The organism is Wocania arenilitoris (genome assembly GCF_021728535.1).
Taxonomy (GTDB): Bacteria; Bacteroidota; Bacteroidia; order Flavobacteriales; family Flavobacteriaceae; genus Wocania_A; species Wocania_A arenilitoris.
On sequence record NZ_JAKKDU010000010.1, the window covers coordinates 18,125 to 44,896 of the forward strand.

Genomic DNA, 26,772 nt, shown 5'->3' on the forward strand with positions numbered 1-26,772 from the left:
AACTATAACACTTTTATAAATGCCTTATAATCAGTATATTTAATAAAGTTTTGATAAGGATGAATTATAGAATTTTGATTGGTATTGCAACTATGTTGTTAGGTTTTAATTGTAAAAAAGAAGCAAAACCGAAAGATATTTATGAATGGAAGACCATAGAAGTTACTGCTACGGCATATAATTCGTTAGCATATCAAACAAATTCTAATCCTCACATAACAGCATTTGGCGATAGTTTAAAACCTGGTTTAAAGTATATAGCGGTATCGCGTGATCTTTTAAAAATGGGATTAAAGCATAATACGCCTGTTAAAATTGAAGGGTTTGATAGCGTTTATCTAGTTAAAGATAAAATGAATAAACGATGGAAAAACCACATAGATATTTATATGGGTGTTGATGTTAAGGCAGCAAGAAGATGGGGCAAAAAAAAGATTTCTATTGCATATGGTATTCCTAAAAAACAGGATTAATTTATGTTATTACTACTTTGTTAAAGCTTCAGATAGAATAAAAGGATAAGCATCCTTGACTTTTTTTAAATCTGTTTTTGATAAGTTCTCAACCTCTTTTTTAAGCACATTTTGGCTGTATGTTTGCCTTAATTGGTAGTATGCTTTTGTTAACTCGTCTTGTACTTCAATAAATTGATTATAGCTAGTTAATGTTCCTGTTTGTAACGAAACTACTGCTTTTTTAGGGTTGTTTGATGCCTTTTCGTTTTTTATTCCATTGCAATAATTACAGGTTCCATCGCCATTATTATCAATAAAACTTGCTACAAGATCTTTTAATTCATCTATTAGAATTAAATCATCATCTACCATTATTTCATCATTATTATTAATAACAATGCGTAAAATATTACGCTCTTGAATTGTAATAGGATGGGGGATTTCATTTTCTTTAGCCAACTTTCTATTAATCCCTGTGTCTTTAGGAATCGTTGCTGTAACTAAAAAGAAAATAAGTAATAAAAATGCAATATCTGCCATAGAGCCTGCATTTACCTCTGGAATTAATTTTGAGCGCCTCATGTTTGTGGGTTTATTGTTAATGCTTAAAATAACTCACAAAAACAATACCACTTTATATGACCCTATTTTTAATGTGCATAGCGTTTAGTACCTTTCCAAAGTGTTCCACTGGAGTAGTTAAAACTCAATATACGCCTGTTTTGCAATAAGTTTTCTTTAGTGATTACATCTAAATGTTTAGATAATTTTAAAGGTGATTTCATGATTTTTTTGATTGATGATGATGATGAATTCTTAATTAAAAGACGCTACATTACCTGTAACGTCTTTTTGTGTTCCAACGGTTACTCTTTGTACTGTTTAAAGTTCCGCTTAATTGATTGTTGTTTAAAGTTCTCATTATTTTTCGTTTTTTAATTGATTTATACTAAGTAGACGTCTATAAATAGAAAATGTTACAGTACTATGTATAACACACTAATAAATTAACACATTTTAACAATTTAAACAGTGTAGAAGATAAGGTTAAGAGGTGTTTTTAGATTTTATATATATACTTAGGAACGGTTTTTGCTTAAATAAATACTAAATACTATTGGTTATAAGACAAATTACAGATAAAAATAATAATTTTGAAATTCATAATGATTATTTTTTAGTAACGATACAAATATGAATAAAAAAACTAAGCATCATTAAAATTCATTTTTTATACAGATGAAATATTACATTTCTTTTTTCATACTATGCTTTTTTGCTATATCAGCAAGCGCTCAAATAGATAGTAAAAATAAATCTATATCTATTCCTGCGGTAGAAAGTAAAAAAGATTCGGCTGATGCTAAAACATTATTGCCATCAAAACCACTAAATAATAATACTATTAATGGTATAACGGTGCCTAAAACAAATACGACTTTAAACTTTCCTAAAAAAGAATTTTCCATGTTTGGAGAAAAATTTGGTAACCCAGGAGAGTTATATGAAGATAGATTAAAAAAACAAACAGAAGACCTTAAAACCGAAATGGGTATTGGCGCTAGAGGTAGCACAACAGATGTTTTTTATGGCAACTTTAATACCAAATCTGAATTTATTAGAGTCGTTTATAGAGATTTTGGTTTACAAGATGGCGATTTAGTTCGCATTTTGGTTAATGACGAAATCTTAGAATTCCGAGTTATGCTAACAAATAGAAATAAGAGTTTTAGGTTAATGTTAAAAAAAGGTATTAACAAAATAGATTTCTTAGCTCTAAATGAGGGTAATGCTATGCCTAATACAGCAGAATTTTATATTATTGACGATAAAGGCACTGTTATTACTGGCAATAAGTGGAATCTTTCTATTGGAGTTAAAGCAACTGTTAATGTTATTAAAGAATGATTTTACTTTGTATCATTCTAATCTCTTTCATGTGTATATATTTATTGTTATTCAACAGCCACATGTAACATCCTAAATAATCATTTGGTTGTGTGATTAAATATTAATCATGGATGTTTCATTCAAATATTTTTATGCTATTTAATTGATAAACGTAAACTCAACTACAATAATATTTCTTTTAGTTACTTGTTGGCAATTCATATTATTTGAATGATTAAATTACATAAGTAACATAAAAACACTTTTTTAATAAGAAATAAAAGAAAACGTAACACGCCTATTTTTAGTTAAATACATGTTTTATAGTACTTGCAAAAATGATCATTTTAAAATTTTACTTCAAACCATTCGTTAAAAACCCTTTAAAGATGTTATTTTTGCACGTCTGAAAAATTAAAAACATGTCGAAAATATCTACTTTAGAGTTAGAAGAAAGAAAAGCTGGCAAAGACCTTTATAGCTATCAAAAAGGGGCAATAAATAAGATATTTACGGCTTTTGAAGAATCTCCAGACGATTATCATTTACTATACCAGCTTCCAACAGGTGGTGGAAAAACAGTTATTTTTTCAGAAATAGTTAGGCAATACCTAAAGCATCATAAAAAAAAGGTGCTAGTTATGACGCATCGTATTGAGTTATGTAAGCAAACCTCAAATATGCTTACCGAATTTGCTGTAAATAATAAGATAGTTGATAGTAAAGCTGATTTAAGTGACCAACGACAATACAGCTGCTTTGTAGCCATGGTGGAGACTTTAAATAACAGATTAAATGATGATAAGTTAGATATTTCAGATATTGGATTGGTAATTATTGATGAGGCTCATTACAATTCGTTTACAAAATTATTCAAGTTTTTTAGTCAGTCGTTTATTTTAGGAGTTACAGCAACACCACTAAGTTCGAGCATAGAGTTACCAATGACCGATAATTATGATGAGTTAATTGTTGGCGAAAGTATAGAATCTTTAATTGAAAATGGGTTTTTGGCGCGAGCCAATATGTATTCATACAATGTGGGGTTAACCTCTTTAGTGGTTGGTGCTAATGGCGATTATACAGTAAAATCTTCTGAAGATTTATATACTGATAACGATATGCTTACAAAATTAATGCAAGCCTATGAGGAACGTTCAAAAGGCAAAAAAACATTAATATTTAATAACGGAATTAATACTTCGCTACATGTTTACGATACCTTTCGAAGAGCTGGTTATCCTATTGCACATTTAGATAATACCAATTCTAAAAAAGAACGTGCGCTAATATTAAAGTGGTTTAAAAATACGCCTGATGCCATATTAACATCGGTTAGTATCTTGACCACAGGTTTTGATGAACCAACTGTAGAAAGCATTATTTTAAACCGAGCCACAAAATCGTTAACACTATATTATCAAATGATTGGTCGAGGCTCTCGTGTTTTAAAAAACAAAAAAACTTTCGATGTAATTGATTTAGGAAACAATTTTCATCGATTTGGTGCTTGGGGAGACGATTTAGATTGGCAAAAAATATTTAGATCACCATATTACTATTTAGATTCATTATTGAGTGATGAAGAACTTGAAAGCAATTTTAGGTATGAAATGCCTGATGAATTGCGTGCAGAATTCTCAAAGTCTAAAGAGGTTTATTTCGATATACAGAAAACTTATGTCTCATCAATTAGAGCAGGTGAATCTTCAAAAGTGGTATTAGAACGTTCTATAGAGCAACATGCCAAAATATGCATTGAAAATAGCGAAGACGTTTATGATGCTTTAGCATTAGCAAAAAGGCTTGGAGACGATATTGATTTTAGAATTGGCAGATACACCAAATGCATTAGTAAGAGTACGTTTAATTTTGTTGAATGGCTAAAAGGCGATTACCGGAAAAAACTAAACTCGTATTTGCGCTCTAATTTTGATACAGTTTTTGAAGAAATACATGGGCACCCTCCTGAAGATTAGATTTAAAAAGATGAGTTCATACCTAAATTATTAACAGCCAACTGAAGTGTATAATTAATTTCTGCTTTTAGACGTTCTCAGAAAATCTTTAAATTTTCCTTATAGCTCGTTTTTTAATGGTTATCTTTTTATATTGGAAATTAACTTATGGTTTAGTTAAAAAGAATACATTAAAAAAATGCTAAAGCAATGGGGCATAAGAATGTTTTATTGGACTGAGGCATTATTTTTTAGTAAAGGATTTACTGTCCTAGTAATTATTCTTTTAAAAGGCATCATTTTTTAACCTTCAAGCAGAATACTTTTTTGGTACAAGTCTGCTATTATTGCAACGATTATTAAAGCATGAAAAAAATAAGGCGTACATTTACAGCATAACTAATTTAAAACTGCACGATAATATAAACTATGGCAAAATCACAAGTCACATTTAACAAGATTGAAAAAGAAAAAAAACGCTTAAAGAAAAGAGAAGAAAAGCAAAAAAAGAAAGAAGCACGTAAAGCCGAAAAAGAAGCTAGTGGAACTTCTGGTATTCAGTTTGCTTACGTTGATTTTAATGGCAATTTAACCGATACACCACCAGACCCAGCAATGCGCGAAAAGGTAGAAGCTGAAAGCATTGAATTGGGCGTGCCTAAAAAAGAAGATAGAGTAGAAGAGGAACCAACTGCCAAAGAAGGAAAGGTTTCGTTCTTCGATCATTCTAAAGGTTTCGGTTTTATTATTGATAGCGTTAACCAAGAAAAGTATTTTGTTCATGTTAGTGGTTTAATTGATGAAATTGACGAAAACGACAAAGTGACTTACGAACTAGAACGAGGACAGAAAGGCATGAACGCTGTCAGAGTTAAGAAAATTTAGGTTTCTTTTTTTTAATATTTAAACTCAAAGTATCACATGAGTTTACCCCGCAAAACTGTTCTTATCGTATTGGCATTTTTTGCTATATATGTTATTTGGGGGTCTACCTATTTACTTAATAAAATTGCGGTATCGCATCTGCCACCATTTTTTCTGGCATCTGCTAGATTTTTAGTGTCTAGCATTATAATATTTTTAATTGCTAAATCATTAAAAGTTAGTTTAAAAATATCCAAAAAACAATTCCTCAATGCTACTATTGCAGGATTTTTATTTTTAACCTTAGGCAATGGGCTTGCTGTTTTTGCATTAAAATATGTCGATAGTGGTTTTACTGCTTTAGAAATTTCTGCTCAACCTTTAGTAGTGCTTATAATAATGCGTATCCTTTATGGTAAGCGCATAACAATTATGCCTTATATTGGAGTGATTTTGGGATTTATAGGAGTTTTTCTTTTGGTTAGTCAAAAACAAATTATTAGTCAAGAGGGACAAGTATTAGGTGTGATTTTAATTTTTGTTTGCATGCTAAGTTGGGCTTATGCTAGTATTTTTGTTGGCAAGGCAGATTTACCAACAAATTCATTTTTAAATACAGCCTACCAAATGCTAACAGGTGGTATTATGCTTGGTGTTGTTAGTTTAATTTTAAACGAACAGTGGTCCTTACCAAACGTTTGGAAGGTTCATGTAAAATGGTCTATGCTTGGGCTAATACTATTTGGAAGCATTGTTGCATTTACCGCTTTTAATTATCTTTTAAAAGAAGTGTCGCCAGAAAAAGTAGCAACTTCAACTTATGTAAACCCCATTATAGCTTTAATTTTAGGGTGGTGGGTTTTAAATGAACAAATTACAACACAATCTGTAATTGCCGCAATAGTACTGCTAACAGGTGTTTATTTTATTAATACTAAACGCACTTTTAAACCTCGAGTTTAGCTAAAATAAATTTGTTTTGTAAAGTTTGTTAACTTTAAGCTTATTTGTAATTTTGACTACAATAAAAAAATAATTTCATTTTAGCATTTAATTTATGAAAGCACCAATTAGTGTAAATGTATATCGTAGAAAGATTATGCATTTTATTACCAAAAATATTGGTAGTTCTCAAACCGAACCCATATTTGATGCTAATACAAAGGTTATTATAGAGAGGGTTTTAATTATTAGACCAAACCATCGATTAGGCAATCAATTACTTTTAACACCAATTGTGCAAGAAGTGATTAATACATTTCCTAATTGCAAAATTGATTTATTTGTAAAAGGAGGTGTAGCACACCCTGTTTTTGAAAAATATAATCACATTAACACCATATTTAAGCTGCCTAAAAAACCATTTAATCAGCTGTATAAGTATGTTAAATGTTGGGTTTCAATAAAAAGAAAAAACTATGACTTGGTAATAAATGGAGATAAAAACTCATCTTCAGGACGCTTACTTACTCAAATGTCTAATGCTAAATACAAAATTTTTGGTGATTTAAATAAGGCTATTCAACTTAAGTACAATGATTATGAGCATATCGCTAAATATCCTGTTTATAGCTTGAGATACTATTTAACAAAGTTAGGATTTAAAGAAAACACAAATAGTGTTCCTAATTTAAATATTAAACTAAGTGATTCTGAAGTATTAAACGGTAAAAATATTTTAACAAATATTGTAAAAAACGATAAGCAAACCATCTGTATTTATACTAATGCAACTGGTAATAAATGCTATTCTGAGGATTGGTGGAGTACTTTTTATGCGCGTTTAAGAGCAGAATTTGAAAACGATTTTAATATAATTGAGATGTTACCTATTGAAAACATTTCAAAAATCAACTTTAAAGCGCCTCATTTTTATAGTAAAGATATACGAGAAATGGGGGCTATTATAAAAAACACTGCCATATTTATAGCTGCCGATAATGGCGTAATGCATTTAGCTAGCGCATCGTTAACACCAACCATTGGTTTCTTTTCTGTTACAAACGAAAAGGTTTATGCGCCATACGGAAATAGAAGTCTAGCGCTTCAAACGAATAAAACGAATATTGAAGATTGGATTGTAGAAATTAATAATATTCTAAGATAACTTTGCAGTAAATTTCTAATTTTAACAATCTGTTATTAGCACTTTTTACTAAGATTTTGTAATTTGTAAAAATGTATAATCATGTTTAAAATGAAATCTTTACAGATTATAGCTTTTGCTATTATGATTATTTTTTTTTCGTGTAAGGCTACAAACTTAAAAGCTTCTAATGCGCAAATAAAAATGCTTAAGAATTTAGTTGAAAGTAGGCGCTTTAAAATTGAATCTGATTGGGCTTATCCGCAAACTACTATGGCAATGCAACAAGTTTTAAATACTGGGTTATTACAACCAGGGAGCACTTCAGGAGCTATAAATCTTATTACTAACCCTAACTATTTAACTATTTCTGCCGACAGTATCACTTCTTATTTACCATATTTTGGCGAGCGTCAAATTAATGTAAGTTATGGAGGAAATGATGCTGCTATTCAATTAAATAGTAATATTGAAAATTATAAAATCACCAACGGAAAGCGTGGTAGTTATATTATTTCTTGTAATGCTAAAAGCAAATCAGAATACTTCAATATTATCATAGAATTATATCCTAATTTAAAAAGTAATATTAGGTTAATTAGTGCTTCAAGAAACTTAATTTCTTATTCAGGACACGTGAAATCTTCAGATTAGTTTGCGTCTTTTATTTGTTTGTGAGTTTTGTATTTTATCTATTCATCGCAAAATTTTACAATTCAATCGATTTTTTTATTTATAAATTAGATAATTAATTAGTTTTGAATGGATTATAAAAATTTACTCCAAATGAAAAATACAATAAGCCTAATTAGTCTTTTAATAATTATAAGTTTGTCTTATAATACTAATGCTCAAGATGTTAATAATGTATTAAATGATATTCCGCAGAATTATAAGAAACGTAGTCCTATTTACGATTATTCTGAAAAAAAATTAAACAGCGTAGATACTATTCCAGATTTTGCATATAGAACAAGTAAGCTTAAAATAACAGGTACTATTTATGAAAATGATGGTAAAACACCCGCTAAAAACATTCTTTTATTTATACATCAAGCTAATGAAAATGGTAATTTTGAATTAAAAAAACACAACAAAAAACGCTATGTTAAGCATAGAGGCTGGGTAAGAACCGATGAAAATGGACGCTATACGTTTTACACTTTTATACCAGGAAAATATATGTTTGACAACGAGTTAACACAAATACTACCCATAATTAAAGAACCTAATAAAACTGAGTATAAAATTGAATCTTTTGTGTTTGATAACGACCCTTTGTTAACTAAATCTTGTCGCTCTAAAATTGAGCAAACCAATCCTAATAGAATTCTCAAATTAGATAAAAAGGAAGGTTTGTTTGTTGCTAATAGAGATATTATTCTTGGTAAAGAGCTTGAGATTTATGAGTAAGGAATTATGCAGTTATAAAATTTTGTACTGTTGTGTAATAATACTAACAAGAAGTTTCTGAAACTTTTTGCAGCAAGAGTTTCAATCTCATATAAAACACAGATCTTACTTTCTTTTTTTTATTCGGCTACACTCAGGACAAGCATATAAATTTTAAAAACCGAAAGTTGATGTGACTGAAAAAGCAATATAATATTATAAAACAATCGAGTCTACCTGACAATAGAAAGGCGTTTTTAGTAGCTATAATACAAATAACTGTCCTTGTAATACCAATTTAATTTTATGATGTCGTTATATTTGTATATCTTTAAGGATGGCAAAACCACAAGAATTCGCAATCAAAGAAAGTGTAGCAGAACTTGTTTCACTCCGCAAAAAGCAACCAAATTTCAGATTTGAAAAAGAATCATTTGGCTCATTGAACTGAAAGGTAAAAAATTCAAGACTAGAAAAAAGCTCTGTGAATATTTAAGCATCAGCACCAGAACACAACAGCGCTGGACTAAAGAATACATTACCAATGGTATACAAGGCCTACTGTCTGACCAGCCGAAAAACAAAAAGTCCAAGATTATCACAGAGCAGATCCACAATGGATTGTCCGCACGTGTCAATTCAAGCGACAATGGTTTCTTGGGTTATTGGGATGCGCAACAATGGGGCTGTTCAGAATAAATCCGTGAGAATCGCTTATTTTAAATTTTAATAACCATATAAACTTAATATTGAAAAGAATTACAGCAATTTCTGGGATTTTTTTAACATGCTGTTTTAAACAAATTATAGTTATTATCATAAAAAAAGTTTCATTGTTTTAGTATTGAATTATTCACTGAATAATCCAATATAAAAGAGTATAATAATTAACTCTGATATTTAAACAGAGTTTTATAAAAAAAACTTAGCACTACAATTTTTTTAAAAACAAAACTACTAGTTTGAATTTCTTTTTTATAAAACACGCTTCATAAAATACGATCGCGCTGACTATTAAAAGTTTTAGAATGAAGTATAAACTGGTGTTTGCTTAACCTATACGAAAAAATATAATTAATAAAAAAAATATTCGGTAACATGCAAATAAAATCGTTTTTAAACGATTTTATTAATTTTTTACATCATTTATATTTATAAATCATGTAATTTATATGTGATAAATATCATGTATTCAAATAAACAAAAAGAAAAAAGATGAAAAAAAACAATCCTTTAATTGCATTATTACTATGCATAGTAATGCTTTTTCCGATAAGTATTTTTACTCAAAACGAAATTAATTGTGGCACAATCGATACAACGGAAAATTTTGAGAATTTTAAAAAGAACTTTAACTTACAAAAGGATGTAAGTAATACTCAAGAAGAGTATATAATTCCAACGGTATTCCATGTTTATGGTACTAGTTTTAATGGAGATACTGTAACCGATGCAATAGTTCAAGATGCATTGCAAAAAACTAATGAAGATTTTCTTGGTCTTACAAGCGATTGGAATTCTGTTGATCCTGCGTTTCAAAGTGTAAAAAAGGCTCAACGCGTTACCTTTAAACTAGCTCAAATAGACCCAGAAGGCAATCCTACAACAGGTGTTGTATATTATAGCAATAAAGCTGGATATGGAAACTCAAGTAGTTATTACACCAATCAAATTGCACAGGATGCATGGGATAATTACAAATATTTTAATGTATATATACAAAATGATTTGTACGATAATGGTGTAACTAATAATTCAGGAGTATGTTGGTACCCTAGTGTTTCTCAATCTGATCAAGGCATTGCTCGCTGTGTGTATAATGGTGCTTATCTTGGCACAAATACTAGTGAAAATTTTAGAAGCGTACTAACACATGAATTCGGACACTTTTTTGGTTTAATTCACACTTTTAAAGATGGTTGTCCTACAAATAATTGCGCAGAAGAAGGCGACAAATGTTGTGATACGCCTCCAGTGGACAACTCTAGTTTGGGTCAGAATAACAACTGTGAAGGAAATGCTACTAATTGGGAAAATTTCATGAATTATTCGAGTGATTTTAAAATGTTTACTGCCGATCAAGTAGCCAGAACAGAAGTGGCTTTGCAACATCCTGCAAGAATTACTTTATGGCAAGAATCAAACCTTATTGCAACAGGTGTTAGTGTAGGAGACTTATCTATTAACAATCACTTTATTGATGAAGTTGATATTTATCCAAATCCAATAAATGATTCTTTTAATATTAGGAGTAACGCATTTAATGGTAAATCTGTAATTATTAATATATACAGTCTATTAGGTGTGAAAATATATCAAAAGGAGTATCTAAATGTACAGCATACATTAACTATTGATGATGCAATTAAATCTGTAGGATATTATATTGTTAAAGTTATTTTAAAAAATGGAAGAGAAATTAATATACCTGTTGTAAAAAAATAATTATCAAATTAAACAATTTGATAGCTTTAGCAACCAGGGCAAACGCAGTAAACTTTCATTAAATTCAATACTTTGATTAGGTAATGATTGTCCCATCCCGCTTTCATGCGTCTGCTCTTGACACCTATTTTGCTTGATTTTTCGTTTTTCAATAAATTGAGTGCAATTTTGTTAAGTATTGAGAAGTTTTGAGAAGCATTCGCTGTTCTTTTCCTTGAGGCATCCTCTGAGAAAGCTACATCTAGAGTCCAGTGTAGTTTGTTTTCAATAGCCCAATGTGAGCGAATAGCTTTTTGGAAGTCTACAGGTTTTGCTTTTAAACTTGATATACAATAACGTGTTGCTGTTTCTGTATTTTTTTCTGAGTTTTTAAATTCTCTTATGCTTTCTGTTTTTATAATAGTGCTAAGTTTATTCCAATTGTTTTCTATTGGAATAAACTGAAAGTTACTTATAATACTGCATTTGCGAGTTTCTATGCGTTCGTGATCTAAATCTTCACCTGTAGTGGTTTCTATTGTTTTTCCAAACTTAAACTCATCTTCAATATCTTCTAATAATTGTGATTGATTTGCTTTTACAGCTAAAATATAATCTGCTTGTTTATCTATAATAGCTGAGACTATTTCAGTTTGACAGCCCATAGCATCAATCGTTACAATGGTATCTTCTAAAGATAAAACTTCTAATAGTTTTGGAATAGCAGTAATTTATTCATGGTTTTCTATTTTATATTAGGTATTCATGAATGCTTCGCATTTCATTTGATTTTTCGCATACTTTTACCTGACCTAGAACAAGGTTGTTATCATTAGCCCAAGCACTAACCATATGAACTGGAGACTTTTTTCCACTTGCTTTTGCACCTCTAATTGTTTTACCATCAATAGCAATCACTTCTTTGGGTTGTAGCTGTGCTAAGGTATTAACCCAATTTATAAAACAAGCTTCAAATTGCGCGCTGTCTATATTAGAAAACACACGGTTAAAGGTGTCGTGAGAAGGAATACCGTTGGGCAAATCAAGAAATGTGCACAGAAACTCTTCTTTGGATTGCGCATAATTTTCCATTTCGTTCCAACTATCTACACCACAAATCACTGATATTATTCCAATAAGAAGGATGCTTTCTAAATCGTAAAGCTGCTTGTGTGAACGTCTAAAGTCGGGTATTTGACCAAATATGGTCTTAAGTTTATGTGCTGTTTTTAAAAATATATAAATTACTGATTATCAGTATAATATACAATTTTAAAATAACAAAAACAACAAATAACGCTTTGATTTATAGATTATTAGACTAAGAACGGAACAGAAAAAACAAAGCATTTTAAATTTTTACAAATCCGTATTAATAAATGTGAAAAAAGTATTTGTAATAACCACTTAAAATTAAGTAATTTTAAAAATTTACTTTTGTAAAAGTTATTAAACGTATAAATTCATAATTAATGAAAAATTTAGACCGAAGAAGTTTTATTAAAAAAACATCCCTTTCTGGAGTTGCTTTAGGATTAGGTAGTATGATGCCCGCTTATTCAGAAAATCACCCAATCTTTAATCATGATGGTAAATACATGGGCGATTTTGCTGCTCCTAAGCTAAGCAAAGTACGTGTTGCAATAATTGGTGTTGGTGCCCGTGGTAGGGGACATGCAACGCGGTTAGCTACAATTGAAGGTACCGAAATTGTTGCTATTAGTGATTTATATGAAGATTTAGCTAATAAATCAGCAGATAAATGTAAAGAAATTGGGAAAGGTTCGCGACATAAAAAAATTGCAGTATATCACGGTGCAGAAGATAAGTGGAAATTAATGTTGGATGAAGTAAAACCAGATGCTGTTTTTATTGCTACAAACTGGAATAATCATGCGCCAATGGCTATTGAAGCCATGAAAAAAGGAGCGCACGCCTTTGTTGAAGTACCTTTAGCGGTTACATTAGAAGAAATGTGGGATATAGTGATTACTTCTGAGCAAACCCAAAAGCACTGTATGATGATGGAAAATGTAAATTACGGAAGAGAAGAACTTTTGTATTTAAACATGTGCAGACAAGGTGTTATTGGCGATCTTTTACATGCTGAAGCTGCTTATATTCACGAATTGCGAGGGCAAATGAATCAACAAGAAAGAGGAACAGGTTCTTGGAGAACACCTCATTATGCGCACAGAAATGGAAATCTTTATCCAACACACGGATTAGGACCAGTAGCGCAATATATGAATTTAGCTAGAGGAGAAGATAACTTCAGTAGTTTAGTGTCTTTTTCAACACCAGCATTAGGTAGAAAACAATATGCTGAAAAAAACTATGACAAAGACCACAAATGGAATAAACTTGACTATAAAGGTGGAGATATGAACACGTCTATTATTAAAACCACATTGGGTAGAACGATTATGATTCAATGGGACGAAACGAGTCCTAGACCTTATTCGCGCCATAATTTAGTGCAAGGTACAAAAGGAACTTTAGCTGGTTTTCCTACTCGAGTAGCCTTAGATGGTGGTGTTGAAGGTATTACTAAAGATCATCATAGTTGGGCGCAAGGGGATCAGTTAGAGAAAATATATGAAAAATATGAGCACCCACTGTATCTTCGTTTAGGTGAACTATCAAAAAAAATGGGTGGCCATGGCGGAATGGACTTTATGATGCTCTACAGAATAGTGGAGTGCTTACGCAATGGTGAACCGTTAGACCAGAACGTTTACGAAGGCTGCCACTGGAGTGCTGTTGCACCATTAAGCGAACAATCGGTAGCTCTTGGTGGAGCGCCACAAGCCTTTCCAGATTTTACCAGAGGTAAATGGAAAACTACTGCGCCACTTGGTATATTGAAATAATTTACTTTAAATAGGATTGAAAAAAAACCTTAGCAATTTTGCTGAGGTTTTTTTTAGTCTTTAGGATAAAAAGAATTAACGTTTTCTCTTTTTATGCTTTTTTATTTTACCATTTTGTTTGTAATAGTAATAGTTCTCATCATCATCATGCTCATACCAATCATCATCATCATAATCTCTATCTCTTTGGTTGTGGTCAATATCACAAGAACTAACACCACAAATATTACAACTATTGCTAAAATGTTTTACTTGTCCACGCGTATGTACAATTTCTCCCCAATGGTTGTATTTTATTATTAAACCTCCAACTTGAGTTAAAGTGCCATTACGCTTATAATTCATATATATAGAACCAGCACGCTTAAGTCTTCCGTTTCTATCGTAGTTTAAAAATATGTTACCAATACGTCTTACTTTACCATCTCTATCGTGCGAGATTGAAACACCTCGGTTTCTGTGTCTGTACAATGTATGCTTAACACGTTTGCCAGAAGTGCCATAAGTTGTATTTACATTACTACGTTTAGAAGTTCTTTTTCTATAATACGAATCATTGTAAAATGTATTCTCATAAGCTGTATTAAAATCGAAACTTCCATCAGGAAATACTAAAAATTCAACACCTCGTTCTACAAACATAATAGGTTGTGCATAACGATAGCGTTTCATTTTGTCTAACTTGGTTTTTTGGTTTTTGTAATTTAGCTCTGTTGCTGATACTGTTGCTGATACTGTTGTTAATCCTATTAACAAGCCTGTAAATAATAGTACTAATCTTTTCATAATCATATAGGATTTAATTAACGCCTACTCTTTAGCTTTTCGGCTTACGCTATACTTAGGGGTTTCAATTAATATGCCAAAAATGTAAGTTATTTATAATTAGTGTTTTAATAGTGTGTAAATTGTAATTACTTTTTTTTACTTTTATAGAAACCAATTATTTCCAATGGGAAAGGCTACCGAAATATGTAAAAATTGCGAAAAAGAATTTAAAGAGGATTTCGAGTTTTGTCCATATTGTGGGCAAAAAGCAAAAGACGAACTCACAATTGGTGTTTTATTTTATAACACCATAACTAATTATTTTTCGTTTGATGCTCGATTTTTCAAAAGTTTTTTTCCACTAATATCTAAACCAGGTTATTTAGCATCTCGTTTTATTGAAGGCAAACGCTTGTTATATTTACACCCGGCACAATTGTATTTATTCGTTTCAGTTGTGTTTTTCTTTTTATTAACAACACTTGTAGTTAGAGACCAAGTACAAGAAATTGATACGGCATTAAAAAAAACTTTAAATAAGCCTATTATATCTGATAGCACAAAGATTAAAGCGCAACAGGTTTTAGATTCAATAAAATTAGACAGTATTTTAGCGCCTTTAAAGAAACAAAACCCAGCAATAATTGATGAAAACGAAGTAAAAGTATTTGATTCTTTAATAAAAAGTAATACTGAAAAACCTATAACTACCGAGGCTTCTTTTGATTTTGATGTTAAAAAAGTAGATTCTTTAATTGCTGTTGGTGCTACAGATGAAGATATTTACAAGGCTATGGGTATGAGTGATGATGCAGGTTACTTTAAAAGAAAATATTACGAACAAGGTTTGAAGTTTTACAGGCAGCGAAATGTTGGACAAGTATTTCAAGCTGCTTATGATACTATTCCTGTTTCTTTATTTATTCTTTTACCAATTTTCGCATTAATATTAAAACTAATGTATAGAAAACGTGGTACTTATGCTCACCATTTAGTATTTAGTTTTTACTTTTTTTCATTTTTGTTTACAGTATTTAGTATTGTACTTATTGTAAATGTTATTTGGGATGTTCCAGATTGGATAGATTGGTTTATAGTTCTGTCTACTTATTTTTATTTATTAATAGCAATTAAACATTTTTATAGACAAGGATGGTTTCTTAGTTTTATTAAAACTGGAATAGCCTCTTTTATTTATTTGATGATTGTAATTCCTATTGCTATAGTTATTATTTTCTTGGTAGGATTTTTGTTTAATTAAGAAAAAAAGCATTAAAGTTTCTCCTTTAAATACTTCCCAGTCTCTGAAGCTTTAATTTTTATAATAACTTCTGGCGCTCCTTCAGCAACTAGATAGCCTCCTGTTTCACCACCTTTTGGGCCTAAATCAATTATAAAATCTGCACATTTAATAAGCTCCAAATTGTGCTCAACTACAATGATTGAATGTCCTTTTTTTATTAACGCATTAAACGATTTTAAGAGTTTTTTAATATCGTGAAAATGTAGACCTGTAGTAGGTTCATCAAATATAAAAAGAGCGTTTTGTTTGTTGTTTCCTTTACCTAAAAACGATGCTAATTTTATACGTTGCGCTTCGCCACCAGAAAGAGTAGAAGAACTTTGTCCTAAAGTAACGTAGCCTAACCCTACATCTTGTAACGGTTGGAGTTTAGTTTTAATTTTTGTTTGCTTATTAGCATTAAAAAAAGCAATAGCATCATCAATGGTTAGATTTAAAATATCATCTATATTTTTGTTAGCAAAAGTAACTTCTAAGACTTCTTTTTTAAAACGCTTGCCCTTGCATGTTTCGCATTCTAAATGCACATCTGCCATAAATTGCATTTCAATGGTTACTTCACCTTCACCTTTACAAGTCTCACAACGTCCGCCATCTACGTTAAATGAAAAATGTTTAGCTTGGTAATTTCGTATTGTGCTCAATTTTTGTTTTGAAAATAAAGCACGAATATCATCGTAGGCCTTTATGTAGGTAACAGGGTTTGATCTTGAGGATCGACCAATTGGGTTTTGGTCTACAAACTCAATATGCTTTATATTGCTAAAATTGCCTTCTAAACTTGTAAACTGTCCTGGTTTATCACCAAAATCGGTTAGTCGTTTTTGTAAGGCGGGATATAAAATCTTTTTAACTAATGTGCTTTTTCCGCTACCAGAAACGCCCGTAACAACAGTTAGCATGCCTAAAGGAAAACTTACATCAATATTTTTTAAATTATTTTCTCGAGCCCCAATAATATTGACATAATATTTAGATGTTCTGCGCGTTTTTGGTAATTCAATTTTTAACTTTTTATTTAAATATTGTGCTGTTAAAGAATTTGATATAAGAATATCTTTATAAGTGCCATTAGCAACTACGTGACCACCAAAAGTTCCTGCTTCTGGACCAATATCAATAATGCTATCGGCAGCTTTCATTATATCTTCATCGTGTTCAACTACAATAACGGTATTGCCTAAATCACGTAATTGTTTTAAAACCAAAATTAAACGTTCGGTGTCTTTGGGGTGTAAACCAATACTAGGCTCGTCTAAAATATACATAGAGCCAACCAAACTACTTCCTAATGATGTTGCGAGATTTATACGCTGACTTTCGCCACCAGAAAGAGTATTCGATTTTCTGTTTAAAGTTAAATAGTCTAACCCAACATTTGATAGGAATAGCAATCTGTTATTAATTTCTTTTAAAAGCCTATTTGCTATTTGTGTGTCGTAATCATTTAGCTCTAATTGCTTAAAAAAAGTTGCTAATTTATCTAATGGCATTTCAACCAAATTAGTTATTGTGGCGCCATTAATTTTTACATAATTAGCTTCAATACGAAGGCGTTTGCCGTTGCATACTTTACATTTTGTTTTTCCGCGATAGCGCGATAGCATAACACGATTTTGAATTTTATAGGCTTTAGATTCTAATTCAGCAAAGAATGAATTTAAACCTTCAAAATATTGATTACCAGTCCAAATAAGTTGTTTTTGGTTGTCGCTTAGCTCAAAATATGGCTTATGAATAGGGAAGTTGAATTTATGAGAACTATTTACCAACTGGTCTCTGTACCAACTCATACTTTCTCCTCGCCAAGGAAAAATGGCGTTTTCGTAAATAGATAATCCTGTGTTTGGAATTACTAAATCGTCGTCAATCCCAATAATATCACCATAACCTTCACATTTTGGACAAGCTCCGTACGGATTATTAAAACTGAATAAATGTACATTCGGTTCTAAAAAAGTAATACCATCTAACTCAAATTTGTTACTAAATATGTGTTGTTCACTATTTGATAAGCTTTCTATAATACATTCGCCTTTACCTTCAAAAAAGGCAGTTTGAACGGCATCAGCTAAACGATTAAAAAAATCATCCTCATCTCTAATAATAATTCTATCAATAACTAAAAAGATGTTTTTATACTCAGAAATATCTTTTGCTTCGTCAATTCTGATAACCTCGTTATTTACTTTAATCCTCGCATAACCCTGCTGATTTAAAGTTTTAAGTTTATCGCTCATTAATCGTCCTTCTTCTAAATGAATAGGAGCCAGGAGCAATAGTTTTTCGCCCTCAGTAAAGGTTTTTAAGTGCTTTAAAACATCAGTAACGCTATCTTTTTTTACTTCATTTCCAGAAACAGGCGAGTAGGTTTTGCCTATTCTAGCAAAAAGCAGTTTTAAATAGTCGTAAATCTCGGTAGTTGTGCCAACAGTTGAGCGAGGATTGGTTGAGTTTACTTTTTGCTCAATAGCTATTGCTGGAGCAATTCCTTTTATATAATCCACCTTAGGTTTGTTTAGACGACCTAAAAATTGGCGTGCATAACTAGATAAGCTTTCAACATAGCGTCTTTGTCCCTCGGCATAAAGCGTATCAAAGGCTAAACTGGACTTTCCAGAGCCTGATAAACCTGTGATAACTACCAATTTATTTCTAGGGATAACAACATCTATATTTTTTAAGTTATGCAATTTTGCACCTTTTATGATGATGTTTTGCTTTGGGTTTACTTTAGAAATATTAGTAATCATAGGTGTTTTAAAGAATAATCTTGCAAAGATACTATAAGTATTTCACCTGATAAAACGCCCTGTAAATTGCTCAATTTTAAAAAATGATAATATTTTTTGTTTTTTAGGGATGATTGTTGTTATATTTGATTTATTAATTAAAAAACAAATCTTGCCTATAGCATAAAATTACTTTTAAAATTTAACCCCAACAAAGAGGCTCTAGCTTCATTGTAATAAAAGTAATTGTTATGGAACACAAATTTATTTCAGATGCTAATTTAGTTAGCAATTATATTAAAGGAGATGAAAGTGCTTTAGAAATTCTTGTAACAAGGCACAAGCAAAAAATTTACAGTTTTATTTATTCAAAAGTTTATGATAGAGATGTTGCTGAAGACATTTTTCAGGATACATTTATTAAAGTTATAAACACTCTTAAACGTGGTGCTTATAACGAAGAAGGTAAATTTTTGCCTTGGGTAATGCGTATCTCTCATAATTTGGTTATTGACTTATTTAGAAAAAATACTCGCATGCCAAAATTTGATAATAGTGGTGATTTTAGTATTTTTTCGGTACTTAGTGATAATGCTTTAAATGCAGAAAAAATGATTATTAAAGAACAAGTTGAAAGTGATGTAAGACGTTTGGTTGAAGAGTTGCCTGAAGATCAAAAAGAGGTGTTAATGATGCGCATATATAACGATATGAGCTTTAAAGAAATATCAGACAGAACAGGGGTTAGTATAAATACGGCGTTAGGCCGTATGCGCTATGCATTGATAAATTTGAGAAAGATTATAGATAAGCATAATATAGTTTTAACAAACTAGTACAATAAAGTAAGTTTTGTTACGTTTATAGGTTTAATAACTTATAAAATTATAAAATGGCAAAACTTTACCCTGAAAATTCTATTGAAAATTTTAACGATCTAAAACCGAAAGAAGAGACGGTTAATTTTCTTCTAAATTATTCTAAGGCTTTAAGTGTTATAAATTATAATAAAATGAAGTTTGAAGCGCTTCTGAATTAAATTAAAAGTCCTGATTTTAGTCAGGACTTTTTCTTTTTATAATAATCGTACAAAACAGATTTTCTACCAATTGTTTTGGTTATGATGTCTTTATCTAAATCCCATCCACGGGCAGGAGAATATTGACGCCCATACCAAATGATTTGTAAGTGTAAATCATTCCATAATTCTTTTGGAAATAAGCGTTTGGCATCTTTTTCAGTTTGAACCACATTTTTACCATTGCTTAAATTCCATCTGTACATTAATCTGTGAATATGGGTGTCTACAGGAAAAGCAGGGATTCCAAAAGCTTGAGACATAACTACTGCTGCTGTTTTATGTCCAACTGCAGGTAAGGCTTCTAAGGCTTCATAAGTCTGCGGTACTTTACCATTATATTTATCAATTAATATTTGTGATAATCCATGGATGCCTTTACTTTTCATAGGAGACAAGCCAACAGGTTTTATGATTTCTCTTATCTCTTCAATCGAAAGTTTAATCATATCATAAGGGTTGTCTGCTTTTTCAAAAAGAAGTGGAGTAATTTTATTAACTCTTACATCTGTACTTTGAGCAGACATTAATACCGCTATAAGTAGTGTATATGGGTCTTTATGGTTTAATGGAATGGGAATTTCTGGATATAATTTATATAGTGTATTAATAATGAAGTTTACACTTTCTTGTTTCGTCATTGGGTTGTATTTTAGCAAATACAAAGTTAAGCAATATGAATACATTAAAAGAAGGAGATAAGGTTCCGAATTTTGAGTCGATTAACGAACAAGGAGAAACTATTAAATTAAGTAATTACAAAGGAAAAAAACTAGTTGTGTTTTTTTATCCCAAGGCTAACACGCCAGGTTGTACGCTTGAGGCTTGTAATTTAAGAGATAATTATGAGGTTTTAAAAGAAAAAGGTTATGAATTGTTAGGGGTAAGTGCAGATTCTGCTAAAAGGCAATCTAATTTTAAAAAGAAATATAGCTTTCCTTTTCCGTTGTTAGCAGATGAGGATAAAACGGTTATTAATGCATTTGGTGTTTGGGGGCCAAAAAAGTTTATGGGAAGAGAGTTTGACGGGATTCATAGAAAGACTTTTATTATAGATGAAAACGGAATAGTTGAACGTGTAATCGATAAAGTAAAAACTAAAAATCACGCCGCTCAAATATTAGAGTAAAAAATAAGAGGTTGTCTTAAAAATCATTGTAACCCCAATTTATTAAGTAGAGCTTATCAAAACTGATTTTGATTATCAGGTTGTTAAAATATTTCGAACAGGCTCAATACGGCATAAAATTTATTTTATAAGACAAGTATCTTTTTTGTGTTTTAGCAAACAGGTGCTATTTTTTAGAGGTTCTTTTTTTAATTACTAAAGGTTTTAAAGGTTTACGAGTGTATCCAAACAGTCTATAATCCTTAATTAAATCTGCAGTTCCTTCAGGCAACATATCTTCCCATCCAAGTTCTCCATTTTCAATTTTCTGTAATATTTCTCTTGAAAAAACACTCATAATCTCAGTGTCGTATGCTTCAATATCAATAACTTTTCCGTTGTACTTAAAGAATTTGTAAAGCTCTTTCATTCTTGGATAAACCTTTAAGTTTTTACTATTTATGAGTTCGCCAGTTTCAGGGTCAAGCATAGGATATAAGTATACTTTTAAGTCTTTAAAGAATAGTTTACCAAAAGCTTCTAAGATGCCACCACTTAAATGGCGATAATATTTTTCATCAAAAATATCAACTAAGTTGTTTACACCCATAGCCAGCCCCATTCTCGCTTTTGTGTAACTTGAAAAATACTCTACTACCTTGTAATATTCTTGGAAATTAGAAATCATTACAGATTGCCCTAGAGAGCATAATAAATCTGCTCTATCCATAAAATCCTGTTCGTCTATTTCGCCTTCGGCTCGTAAGTTAGATAGTGTTATTTCAAATACAACTTCTGTTTTGTCAACATCAACCTTATTTTCTTTTATAAACATTTCATATGATTTCTCATACATAGCCATGTTCACTTTAGTTACAGGTCTAAAGCTACCTCGTAAAGCCAGAATGTTTTTTTTATATAAAACTTTTGCAGGAAGCACATTGTTTCCATCTGGACTAAACATTACGGCATCCGTCATGCCATTTTTAACTAGCTGCAAACTCATAAGCCTATTGTCTACATCTTTAAAAACAGGCCCAGAAAAGTTAATGGTATCAATTTCTAATTGATCTTTATCTAAATGGTCGTATAAATATCGCAGTAATTTTTTTGGCTCATTATACTTGTAAAACGCACCGTAGATAAGATTTGTACCTAAAGCACCCAGAGTTTCTTGTTGCAAACGGGCATCGGTTTCTTTAAAACGCACATGCAATATTATCTCATTATAATCGCCATCTGCATCCACTTGATATTTGATACCTACCCAACCATGACCTTTAAATTTTTTAGCAAAATCTATAGTGGCAACAGTATTGGCGTAAGTAAAAAATATTTTATTTGGGTGTTTATCGCGTGTAATACGCTTTTCCATAAGATTCATTTCGTGCGAAAGCATCTTGCGTAAACGTGCTTCGGTTACGTAGCGTCTATCATCTTCAATTCCATAAATGGCATCACTAAAATCTTTATCGTAAGCAGACATTGCCTTTGCAATAGTTCCTGATGCGCCACCAGCTCTAAAAAAATGACGACAAGTTTCTTGACCTGCGCCAATTTCGGCAAATGTTCCGTAAATATTTTCGTTTAAATTTATTCGTAAAGCTTTCGATTTTAGCGATGGAATATCATCAAATTCTTTATCCCCCTTTATGGTAATTTCCATATCTTTTTTTGAGTTAGTAGTAATATTACAAAGGTATTAAATAACTATAGTAAACAAAAAAATAAGCTTATTTTTGTGATTAAATTAAGCTTTTGTTGAAGGTAACTTTTTTAGGAACAGGCACGTCTCAAGGTATTCCGGTAATTGGAAGCAAACACCCGGTATGTCTTAGCGACAACCCCAAAGACAAACGTTTAAGAGTCTCCATATTAATTGAGTGGGATGATTTTGCATATGTTATTGATTGTGGTCCAGATTTTAGGCAGCAAATGTTACGAGCAAAATGTGAAAAAATTAATGGTATTTTGTTTACACACGAACATTCTGATCATGTTGCAGGTTTAGATGACATTAGACCGCTTTGTTATTTGAATGGCGATATGAATATTTATGCACACCAGCGTGTGGTTGAATCTTTAAAAAAGCGTTTTGATTATATTTTTGAAACTGAAAATAAATACCCCGGTGCACCAACGGTTATCGCAAATATTATTGAGAATAAGCCGTTTGATTTATCAGGAATTAAGGCTATGCCCATTAATGTAAATCATTATTTTGTACAAGTTTTTGGTTACAGATTTAATGATTTTGCCTATTTGACAGATATAAAAACAATAGATAATACTGAAGCTAAAAAGTTGAAAGGCCTAAAAGTTTTAGTGGTTGATGCGTTGCGCATAACACCGCATATTTCTCATTTTAATCTAGAAGAGGCATTGCAATTTGTAAAAATAATAAAGCCTGAAAAAGCCTATTTTACACATATAAGCCATTTGTTAGGCTTTCATGACGAAGTGCAAGCAAGTCTTCCAAAAAATGTTTTTCTGGCGTATGATGGCTTACAATTAACAATTTAAAAAAGCAAAATATGAGACAAAAAATTTTCATGTATTTATTTGTGTTTTCAGCCTTGTTGCTGCTTTTTCAGTATGTTAATTCTAAACGTGTTTTTGAAGATTTGAATAATAAATTAGAAACTTATAAAGAGAAAACAAAAAAATATAAAGATTCATTAACTGTTTTGCAAGATGATATTTTAACGCTATCACACTTCAATTTAAATAGAAATGAAGATGCTATTAGTTATTTTGAAAATGATGGCTATAATATAGACGAATTGATCCCATTTATTAAAGATGAACTTTATAAGCTAAATGAAGTTAAAGGCGATCATCCTATTGTGCCCTATGCAGCAAGTGAAGGAAGAAAAATATTAATAAATACTGTTAAGATGCTCAATCATAAATGGATAATTGCAGATTTTTCAGATGGGGAGTATTGGGGTGAAATATTTTTAACTTACGAAATAACAAAAGATAAGCGGTTAAAATTTAATTTAGTAGAATCGTTTTTATATCCTTTTGATTAGTTATTTTTTAGCTTTATAAGCTACACCTTTTTGTTTTTTAGTTTCTCCAACATACGAATATTCAAAAGTGTATGATGAATCTGTAGTGGTTAAAATTTTTAAGTGAATATCTTTTTTTTCAGCCCTATTTTTTGGATTAATGGTTTTAAAAACAACCTCGCAATCGTTTATCCATCGAAGTTTTGATGAATCAATTTTATTATTATAAGTTTCAATTTGCAAATCCTTAGTTCTTTTAAAAGTGGATTTATACAACACATCATTTACGTAAACTTCGCTATAAAATTTACCCGTTTTATAATTTTCACAATCTCTAGTAGTTTCGTAACAGCTAAATAGACTAAATGTCAAAAGAAAACATAACAACCGCATAAATATATTTTTACGCAAAGCTACTAAAGAAAGTAGTTAATTTTGAAAATTTTTAAAACTTCCATCAGAATAAAAAATTATAATGCGCTCAATTTCTTTTTTCTTTTTAATTTCTGACCGAATAGTGCTTTCAATTTTTAATTCTGGATTTTCATTTTCAAAACTTTTAGAGTTTTTGGTTGAAGGAAATTCACCCTTACCATTTAACAGCCAGTAAAGTTCTACTTCAGGAAAGGAGGAAAGCACTTTTAGTACAAAATCTAAACTAGGTTTATTTCTGCCAGACAAAATGTGAGAAATACTAGAACGTTGTACCCCAATTTTTTCAGCAAAAGAAGATGCAGATTCACCGTAATAATCTATTACTTTTTGGAGTCTTTTCGTAAATGCTTCGTTGTCTATCATTGTAAATTCAATATTGAAGTTAAATGCGTTACAAATGTAACAATATATTTGTAATAACAGTCTTTTAATTACTTAAAGTTAAGTATATTTGTTAATTTATTACTTACAGCAAACAACATTAAAGTATTGGAAATAAAATAGTTAAAATAATATTTTAAAGCGCCATTAATTTATTGTTTATTTTGCGGCTTCTAGTGTGTGTGTTGTATATTTATGTAAACAAAAGGAATTGTTAATTGTGTTTACATTTGTAAAAACGTAATTGTTTACATTTGTATTTTAAATATTTTTAATGAATACAGAAGCAATTAAATCATTATTTTTAAAACACAAAGAGGCTCATCTTAAGCATAGATATATTACTAACCATAGTATTGAGCCTTTATTAAAACAGTTGCAAAATAAATTAGAAGTCGATATAATAGGGAAATCTGTTTTGGGCAATTCTATCCATTCTGTAAAAATTGGCACAGGTAGTAAAAAAATACTGATGTGGTCTCAAATGCATGGAAACGAATCGACCACAACTAAGGCTCTTTTTGATCTTTTAAATACGCTATTAGACCAAGGTTCAAATCTCAGTTATGTTTTAAAGGCATGTACTTTATATGTTATTCCAATTTTAAATCCAGATGGAGCCGCTGCTTATACAAGAGTTAATGCCAATAAGATTGATTTGAATAGAGATGCACAGGATTTGTCGCAACCAGAAAGCAAGGTTTTAAATGCCATTTTTAATACGTTTAAGCCACATTTTTGCTATAATTTGCATGGGCAGCGTACTATTTTTAGTGCTGGTAACACTAATAATTCTGCTACGGTATCGTTTTTGGCACCTGCACAAGATATAGATTGTACCATTACACCAACCCGCAAGATAGCCATGGAAATTATTGGTACTATGAATGCGAAGCTTCAAAAAGAGATTCCTAATCAGGTAGGAGTTTACGATGATGCTTTTAATTTAAATTGTGTAGGCGATACGTTCCAGAGTAAAAATGTGCCAACCATTTTGTTTGAAGCAGGTCATTTTCATGAGGATTATGCTCGTGAAAAGACAAGAGAATATATTTATATGTCTATGCTGGAATCTTTATCTTATATAGCTAAAAACACCATTGACGGTAGCTTTTATGATGACTATTTTGATATTCCAGAAAATGAAAAACGTTTTTTTGATATTATAATACGAAATGCCGATGTAGGAGAAGGTTATAAAAGTAAGATAGAAGATATAGGGATTATGTTTCAAGAAAAATTAATAAGCGGCAAGGTCGAATTTATTCCTAAAATTGAAAAAATTGAAAAACTAACCAATTTTTATGGTCATAAGGAAATAGATGCTAATAGATATAAAGTGCTTGATGAATTTGGAGATTGCATAAAAATTGATAGCGAAAACGTTTTCGTAATGATAAATAATGAGAGAATTATTCTTTTTTCGTAAAAAAAACACAGTAATAATATATAAATTTTGCTGAAAATGTATTAATTTTGCTTTTTATTTAAGAATAATTAATTATGGGGAAAATTAAATTAGATGAAATTGATCATCAAATTCTTGATATGTTAATTGACAATACAAGAATTCCGTTTACAGACATTGCTAAAAAATTATTAATTTCTGCAGGTACAGTTCATGTGCGTGTAAAAAAAATGGAAGAATCTGGTATAATTAGAGGTTCATCATTAACATTAGATTATAAAAAGTTAGGATATTCTTTTATTGCTTATGTTGGCGTATTTTTAAATAACACCTCTAAAACAAAATTTGTACTAGAACGTATAAACAATATTCCGTTTGTAACGGTAGCTCATATAACCACTGGAAAATTTAATATATTCTGTAAAATTAGAGCCAGAAGTACAGAACACGCTAAAGAAGTTATTTTTATGTTAGACGATATTGAAGGTGTTTACAGAACAGAAACCATGATATCACTTGAAGAAAGCTTGAATGATAAAAAGCGTTTAATGCATTCTATTTTTAATGAATTATAGCTAGCGCAATAAATAGATGCAACTAATA

At 30.7% G+C, this 26,772-nt stretch carries 25 protein-coding genes and 1 pseudogene; 17 read left to right on the forward strand and 9 right to left on the reverse strand.

Annotation, left to right across the window (positions count from 1 at the left end):
• The first annotated feature begins 59 nt into the window (after positions 1–59).
• Positions 60–473, forward strand: coding sequence for a 3D domain-containing protein (locus L3X37_RS09470; protein ID WP_439654835.1), 414 nt, complete (start codon positions 60–62; stop codon positions 471–473).
• A 12-nt stretch (positions 474–485) separates the two neighbouring features.
• Here L3X37_RS09470 and L3X37_RS09475 read toward each other — a convergent pair whose 3' ends face one another.
• Together L3X37_RS09475 and L3X37_RS15270 are read right to left on the reverse strand one after the other, a co-directional pair.
• Positions 486–1,037, reverse strand: coding sequence for an ExbD/TolR family protein (locus L3X37_RS09475; protein ID WP_237239936.1), 552 nt, complete (start codon positions 1,035–1,037; stop codon positions 486–488).
• Between the two features lie 68 nt (positions 1,038–1,105).
• A complete protein-coding gene (locus L3X37_RS15270; RefSeq protein ID WP_262910802.1) occupies positions 1,106–1,240 on the reverse strand; it encodes a hypothetical protein in 135 nt (44 codons plus the stop codon).
• 454 nt (positions 1,241–1,694) lie between these two features.
• On the opposite strand from L3X37_RS15270, the gene L3X37_RS09480 reads away from it, so the two are divergent.
• The 8 genes from L3X37_RS09480 to L3X37_RS09515 all read left to right on the forward strand — a co-directional run bounded on the left by L3X37_RS09480 (position 1,695) and on the right by L3X37_RS09515 (position 11,090).
• Entirely contained in the window at positions 1,695–2,363 is a 669-nt protein-coding gene (locus L3X37_RS09480) for a hypothetical protein (RefSeq protein ID WP_237239937.1), read from the forward strand.
• A 404-nt stretch (positions 2,364–2,767) separates the two neighbouring features.
• Complete coding sequence (locus tag L3X37_RS09485; RefSeq protein WP_237239938.1) at positions 2,768–4,324, forward strand: DEAD/DEAH box helicase; 1,557 nt, start codon at positions 2,768–2,770, stop codon at positions 4,322–4,324.
• A gap of 408 nt (positions 4,325–4,732) precedes the next feature.
• The gene (locus L3X37_RS09490; protein ID WP_237239939.1) at positions 4,733–5,188 is read left to right on the forward strand and encodes a cold-shock protein; all 456 of its coding nucleotides are present in this window, start codon (positions 4,733–4,735) and stop codon (positions 5,186–5,188) included.
• A gap of 36 nt (positions 5,189–5,224) precedes the next feature.
• Positions 5,225–6,130, forward strand: coding sequence for an EamA family transporter (locus tag L3X37_RS09495; RefSeq protein ID WP_237239940.1), 906 nt, complete (start codon positions 5,225–5,227; stop codon positions 6,128–6,130).
• A 94-nt stretch (positions 6,131–6,224) separates the two neighbouring features.
• A complete protein-coding gene (locus L3X37_RS09500; RefSeq protein ID WP_237239941.1) occupies positions 6,225–7,274 on the forward strand; it encodes a glycosyltransferase family 9 protein in 1,050 nt (349 codons plus the stop codon).
• Positions 7,275–7,364: 90 nt separating this feature from the next.
• The gene (locus L3X37_RS09505) at positions 7,365–7,907 is read left to right on the forward strand and encodes a DUF4251 domain-containing protein (RefSeq protein WP_237239942.1); all 543 of its coding nucleotides are present in this window, start codon (positions 7,365–7,367) and stop codon (positions 7,905–7,907) included.
• 132 nt (positions 7,908–8,039) lie between these two features.
• Positions 8,040–8,666 (forward strand): dioxygenase family protein, encoded by a 627-nt coding sequence (locus L3X37_RS09510; RefSeq protein ID WP_237239943.1) that lies wholly within the window; start codon positions 8,040–8,042, stop codon positions 8,664–8,666.
• 1,194 nt (positions 8,667–9,860) lie between these two features.
• The gene (locus L3X37_RS09515; RefSeq protein ID WP_237239944.1) at positions 9,861–11,090 is read left to right on the forward strand and encodes a M43 family zinc metalloprotease; all 1,230 of its coding nucleotides are present in this window, start codon (positions 9,861–9,863) and stop codon (positions 11,088–11,090) included.
• 26 nt (positions 11,091–11,116) lie between these two features.
• Here the strand turns inward: L3X37_RS09515 and L3X37_RS09520 are convergent.
• Positions 11,117–12,308: pseudogene (locus tag L3X37_RS09520) on the reverse strand (ISAs1 family transposase).
• A gap of 233 nt (positions 12,309–12,541) precedes the next feature.
• Between L3X37_RS09520 and L3X37_RS09525 the strand changes: the two are divergent.
• Positions 12,542–13,942, forward strand: coding sequence for a Gfo/Idh/MocA family protein (locus L3X37_RS09525; protein WP_237239945.1), 1,401 nt, complete (start codon positions 12,542–12,544; stop codon positions 13,940–13,942).
• 75 nt (positions 13,943–14,017) lie between these two features.
• Here the strand turns inward: L3X37_RS09525 and L3X37_RS09530 are convergent, their stop codons facing one another.
• Positions 14,018–14,728, reverse strand: coding sequence for a hypothetical protein (locus L3X37_RS09530; protein ID WP_237239946.1), 711 nt, complete (start codon positions 14,726–14,728; stop codon positions 14,018–14,020).
• A gap of 166 nt (positions 14,729–14,894) precedes the next feature.
• Here L3X37_RS09530 and L3X37_RS09535 point away from each other — a divergent pair, with 166 nt between their 5' ends.
• Positions 14,895–15,971, forward strand: a complete 1,077-nt coding sequence (locus L3X37_RS09535; protein WP_237239947.1) for a DUF3667 domain-containing protein — start codon at positions 14,895–14,897, stop codon at positions 15,969–15,971.
• A gap of 11 nt (positions 15,972–15,982) precedes the next feature.
• On the opposite strand, the gene uvrA is transcribed toward L3X37_RS09535, so the two are convergent.
• A complete protein-coding gene (uvrA, locus tag L3X37_RS09540) occupies positions 15,983–18,766 on the reverse strand; it encodes an excinuclease ABC subunit UvrA (RefSeq protein WP_237239948.1) in 2,784 nt (927 codons plus the stop codon).
• A gap of 230 nt (positions 18,767–18,996) precedes the next feature.
• Between uvrA and L3X37_RS09545 the strand changes: the two genes are divergently transcribed.
• Positions 18,997–19,581 carry an RNA polymerase sigma factor gene (locus tag L3X37_RS09545; protein WP_237239949.1) on the forward strand — a complete coding sequence of 195 codons (585 nt, stop codon included), beginning with the start codon at positions 18,997–18,999 and terminating at the stop codon, positions 19,579–19,581.
• A 223-nt stretch (positions 19,582–19,804) separates the two neighbouring features.
• On the opposite strand, the gene L3X37_RS09550 is transcribed toward L3X37_RS09545, so the two are convergent.
• A complete protein-coding gene (locus L3X37_RS09550; protein WP_237239950.1) occupies positions 19,805–20,464 on the reverse strand; it encodes an endonuclease III domain-containing protein in 660 nt (219 codons plus the stop codon).
• Positions 20,465–20,499: 35 nt separating this feature from the next.
• On the opposite strand from L3X37_RS09550, the gene bcp reads away from it, so the two are divergent.
• Positions 20,500–20,952 carry a thioredoxin-dependent thiol peroxidase gene (gene bcp / locus L3X37_RS09555; protein ID WP_237239951.1) on the forward strand — a complete coding sequence of 151 codons (453 nt, stop codon included), beginning with the start codon at positions 20,500–20,502 and terminating at the stop codon, positions 20,950–20,952.
• A 166-nt stretch (positions 20,953–21,118) separates the two neighbouring features.
• On the opposite strand, the gene L3X37_RS09560 is transcribed toward bcp, so the two are convergent.
• The gene (locus tag L3X37_RS09560; protein ID WP_237239952.1) at positions 21,119–22,597 is read right to left on the reverse strand and encodes a TonB-dependent receptor; all 1,479 of its coding nucleotides are present in this window, start codon (positions 22,595–22,597) and stop codon (positions 21,119–21,121) included.
• A gap of 95 nt (positions 22,598–22,692) precedes the next feature.
• On the opposite strand from L3X37_RS09560, the gene L3X37_RS09565 reads away from it, so the two are divergent.
• A complete protein-coding gene (locus tag L3X37_RS09565; RefSeq protein WP_237239953.1) occupies positions 22,693–23,454 on the forward strand; it encodes an MBL fold metallo-hydrolase in 762 nt (253 codons plus the stop codon).
• A gap of 11 nt (positions 23,455–23,465) precedes the next feature.
• Positions 23,466–23,966, forward strand: coding sequence for a hydrolase (locus L3X37_RS09570; RefSeq protein WP_237239954.1), 501 nt, complete (start codon positions 23,466–23,468; stop codon positions 23,964–23,966).
• On the opposite strand, the gene L3X37_RS09575 is transcribed toward L3X37_RS09570, so the two are convergent.
• Both L3X37_RS09575 and L3X37_RS09580 read right to left on the reverse strand, forming a co-directional pair.
• Positions 23,967–24,317, reverse strand: a complete 351-nt coding sequence (locus L3X37_RS09575; protein ID WP_369409889.1) for a DNA topoisomerase IV — start codon at positions 24,315–24,317, stop codon at positions 23,967–23,969.
• A gap of 57 nt (positions 24,318–24,374) precedes the next feature.
• On the reverse strand, positions 24,375–24,743 hold the full coding sequence (locus L3X37_RS09580; RefSeq protein ID WP_237239956.1) for a helix-turn-helix domain-containing protein: 369 nt from the start codon (positions 24,741–24,743) through the stop codon (positions 24,375–24,377).
• 292 nt (positions 24,744–25,035) lie between these two features.
• Between L3X37_RS09580 and L3X37_RS09585 the strand changes: the two genes are divergently transcribed.
• Together L3X37_RS09585 and L3X37_RS09590 are read left to right on the forward strand one after the other, a co-directional pair.
• The gene (locus tag L3X37_RS09585; protein WP_237239957.1) at positions 25,036–26,190 is read left to right on the forward strand and encodes a M14 family zinc carboxypeptidase; all 1,155 of its coding nucleotides are present in this window, start codon (positions 25,036–25,038) and stop codon (positions 26,188–26,190) included.
• Between the two features lie 74 nt (positions 26,191–26,264).
• A complete protein-coding gene (locus tag L3X37_RS09590; RefSeq protein WP_237239958.1) occupies positions 26,265–26,744 on the forward strand; it encodes an Lrp/AsnC family transcriptional regulator in 480 nt (159 codons plus the stop codon).
• Positions 26,745–26,772: the final 28 nt, after the last annotated feature.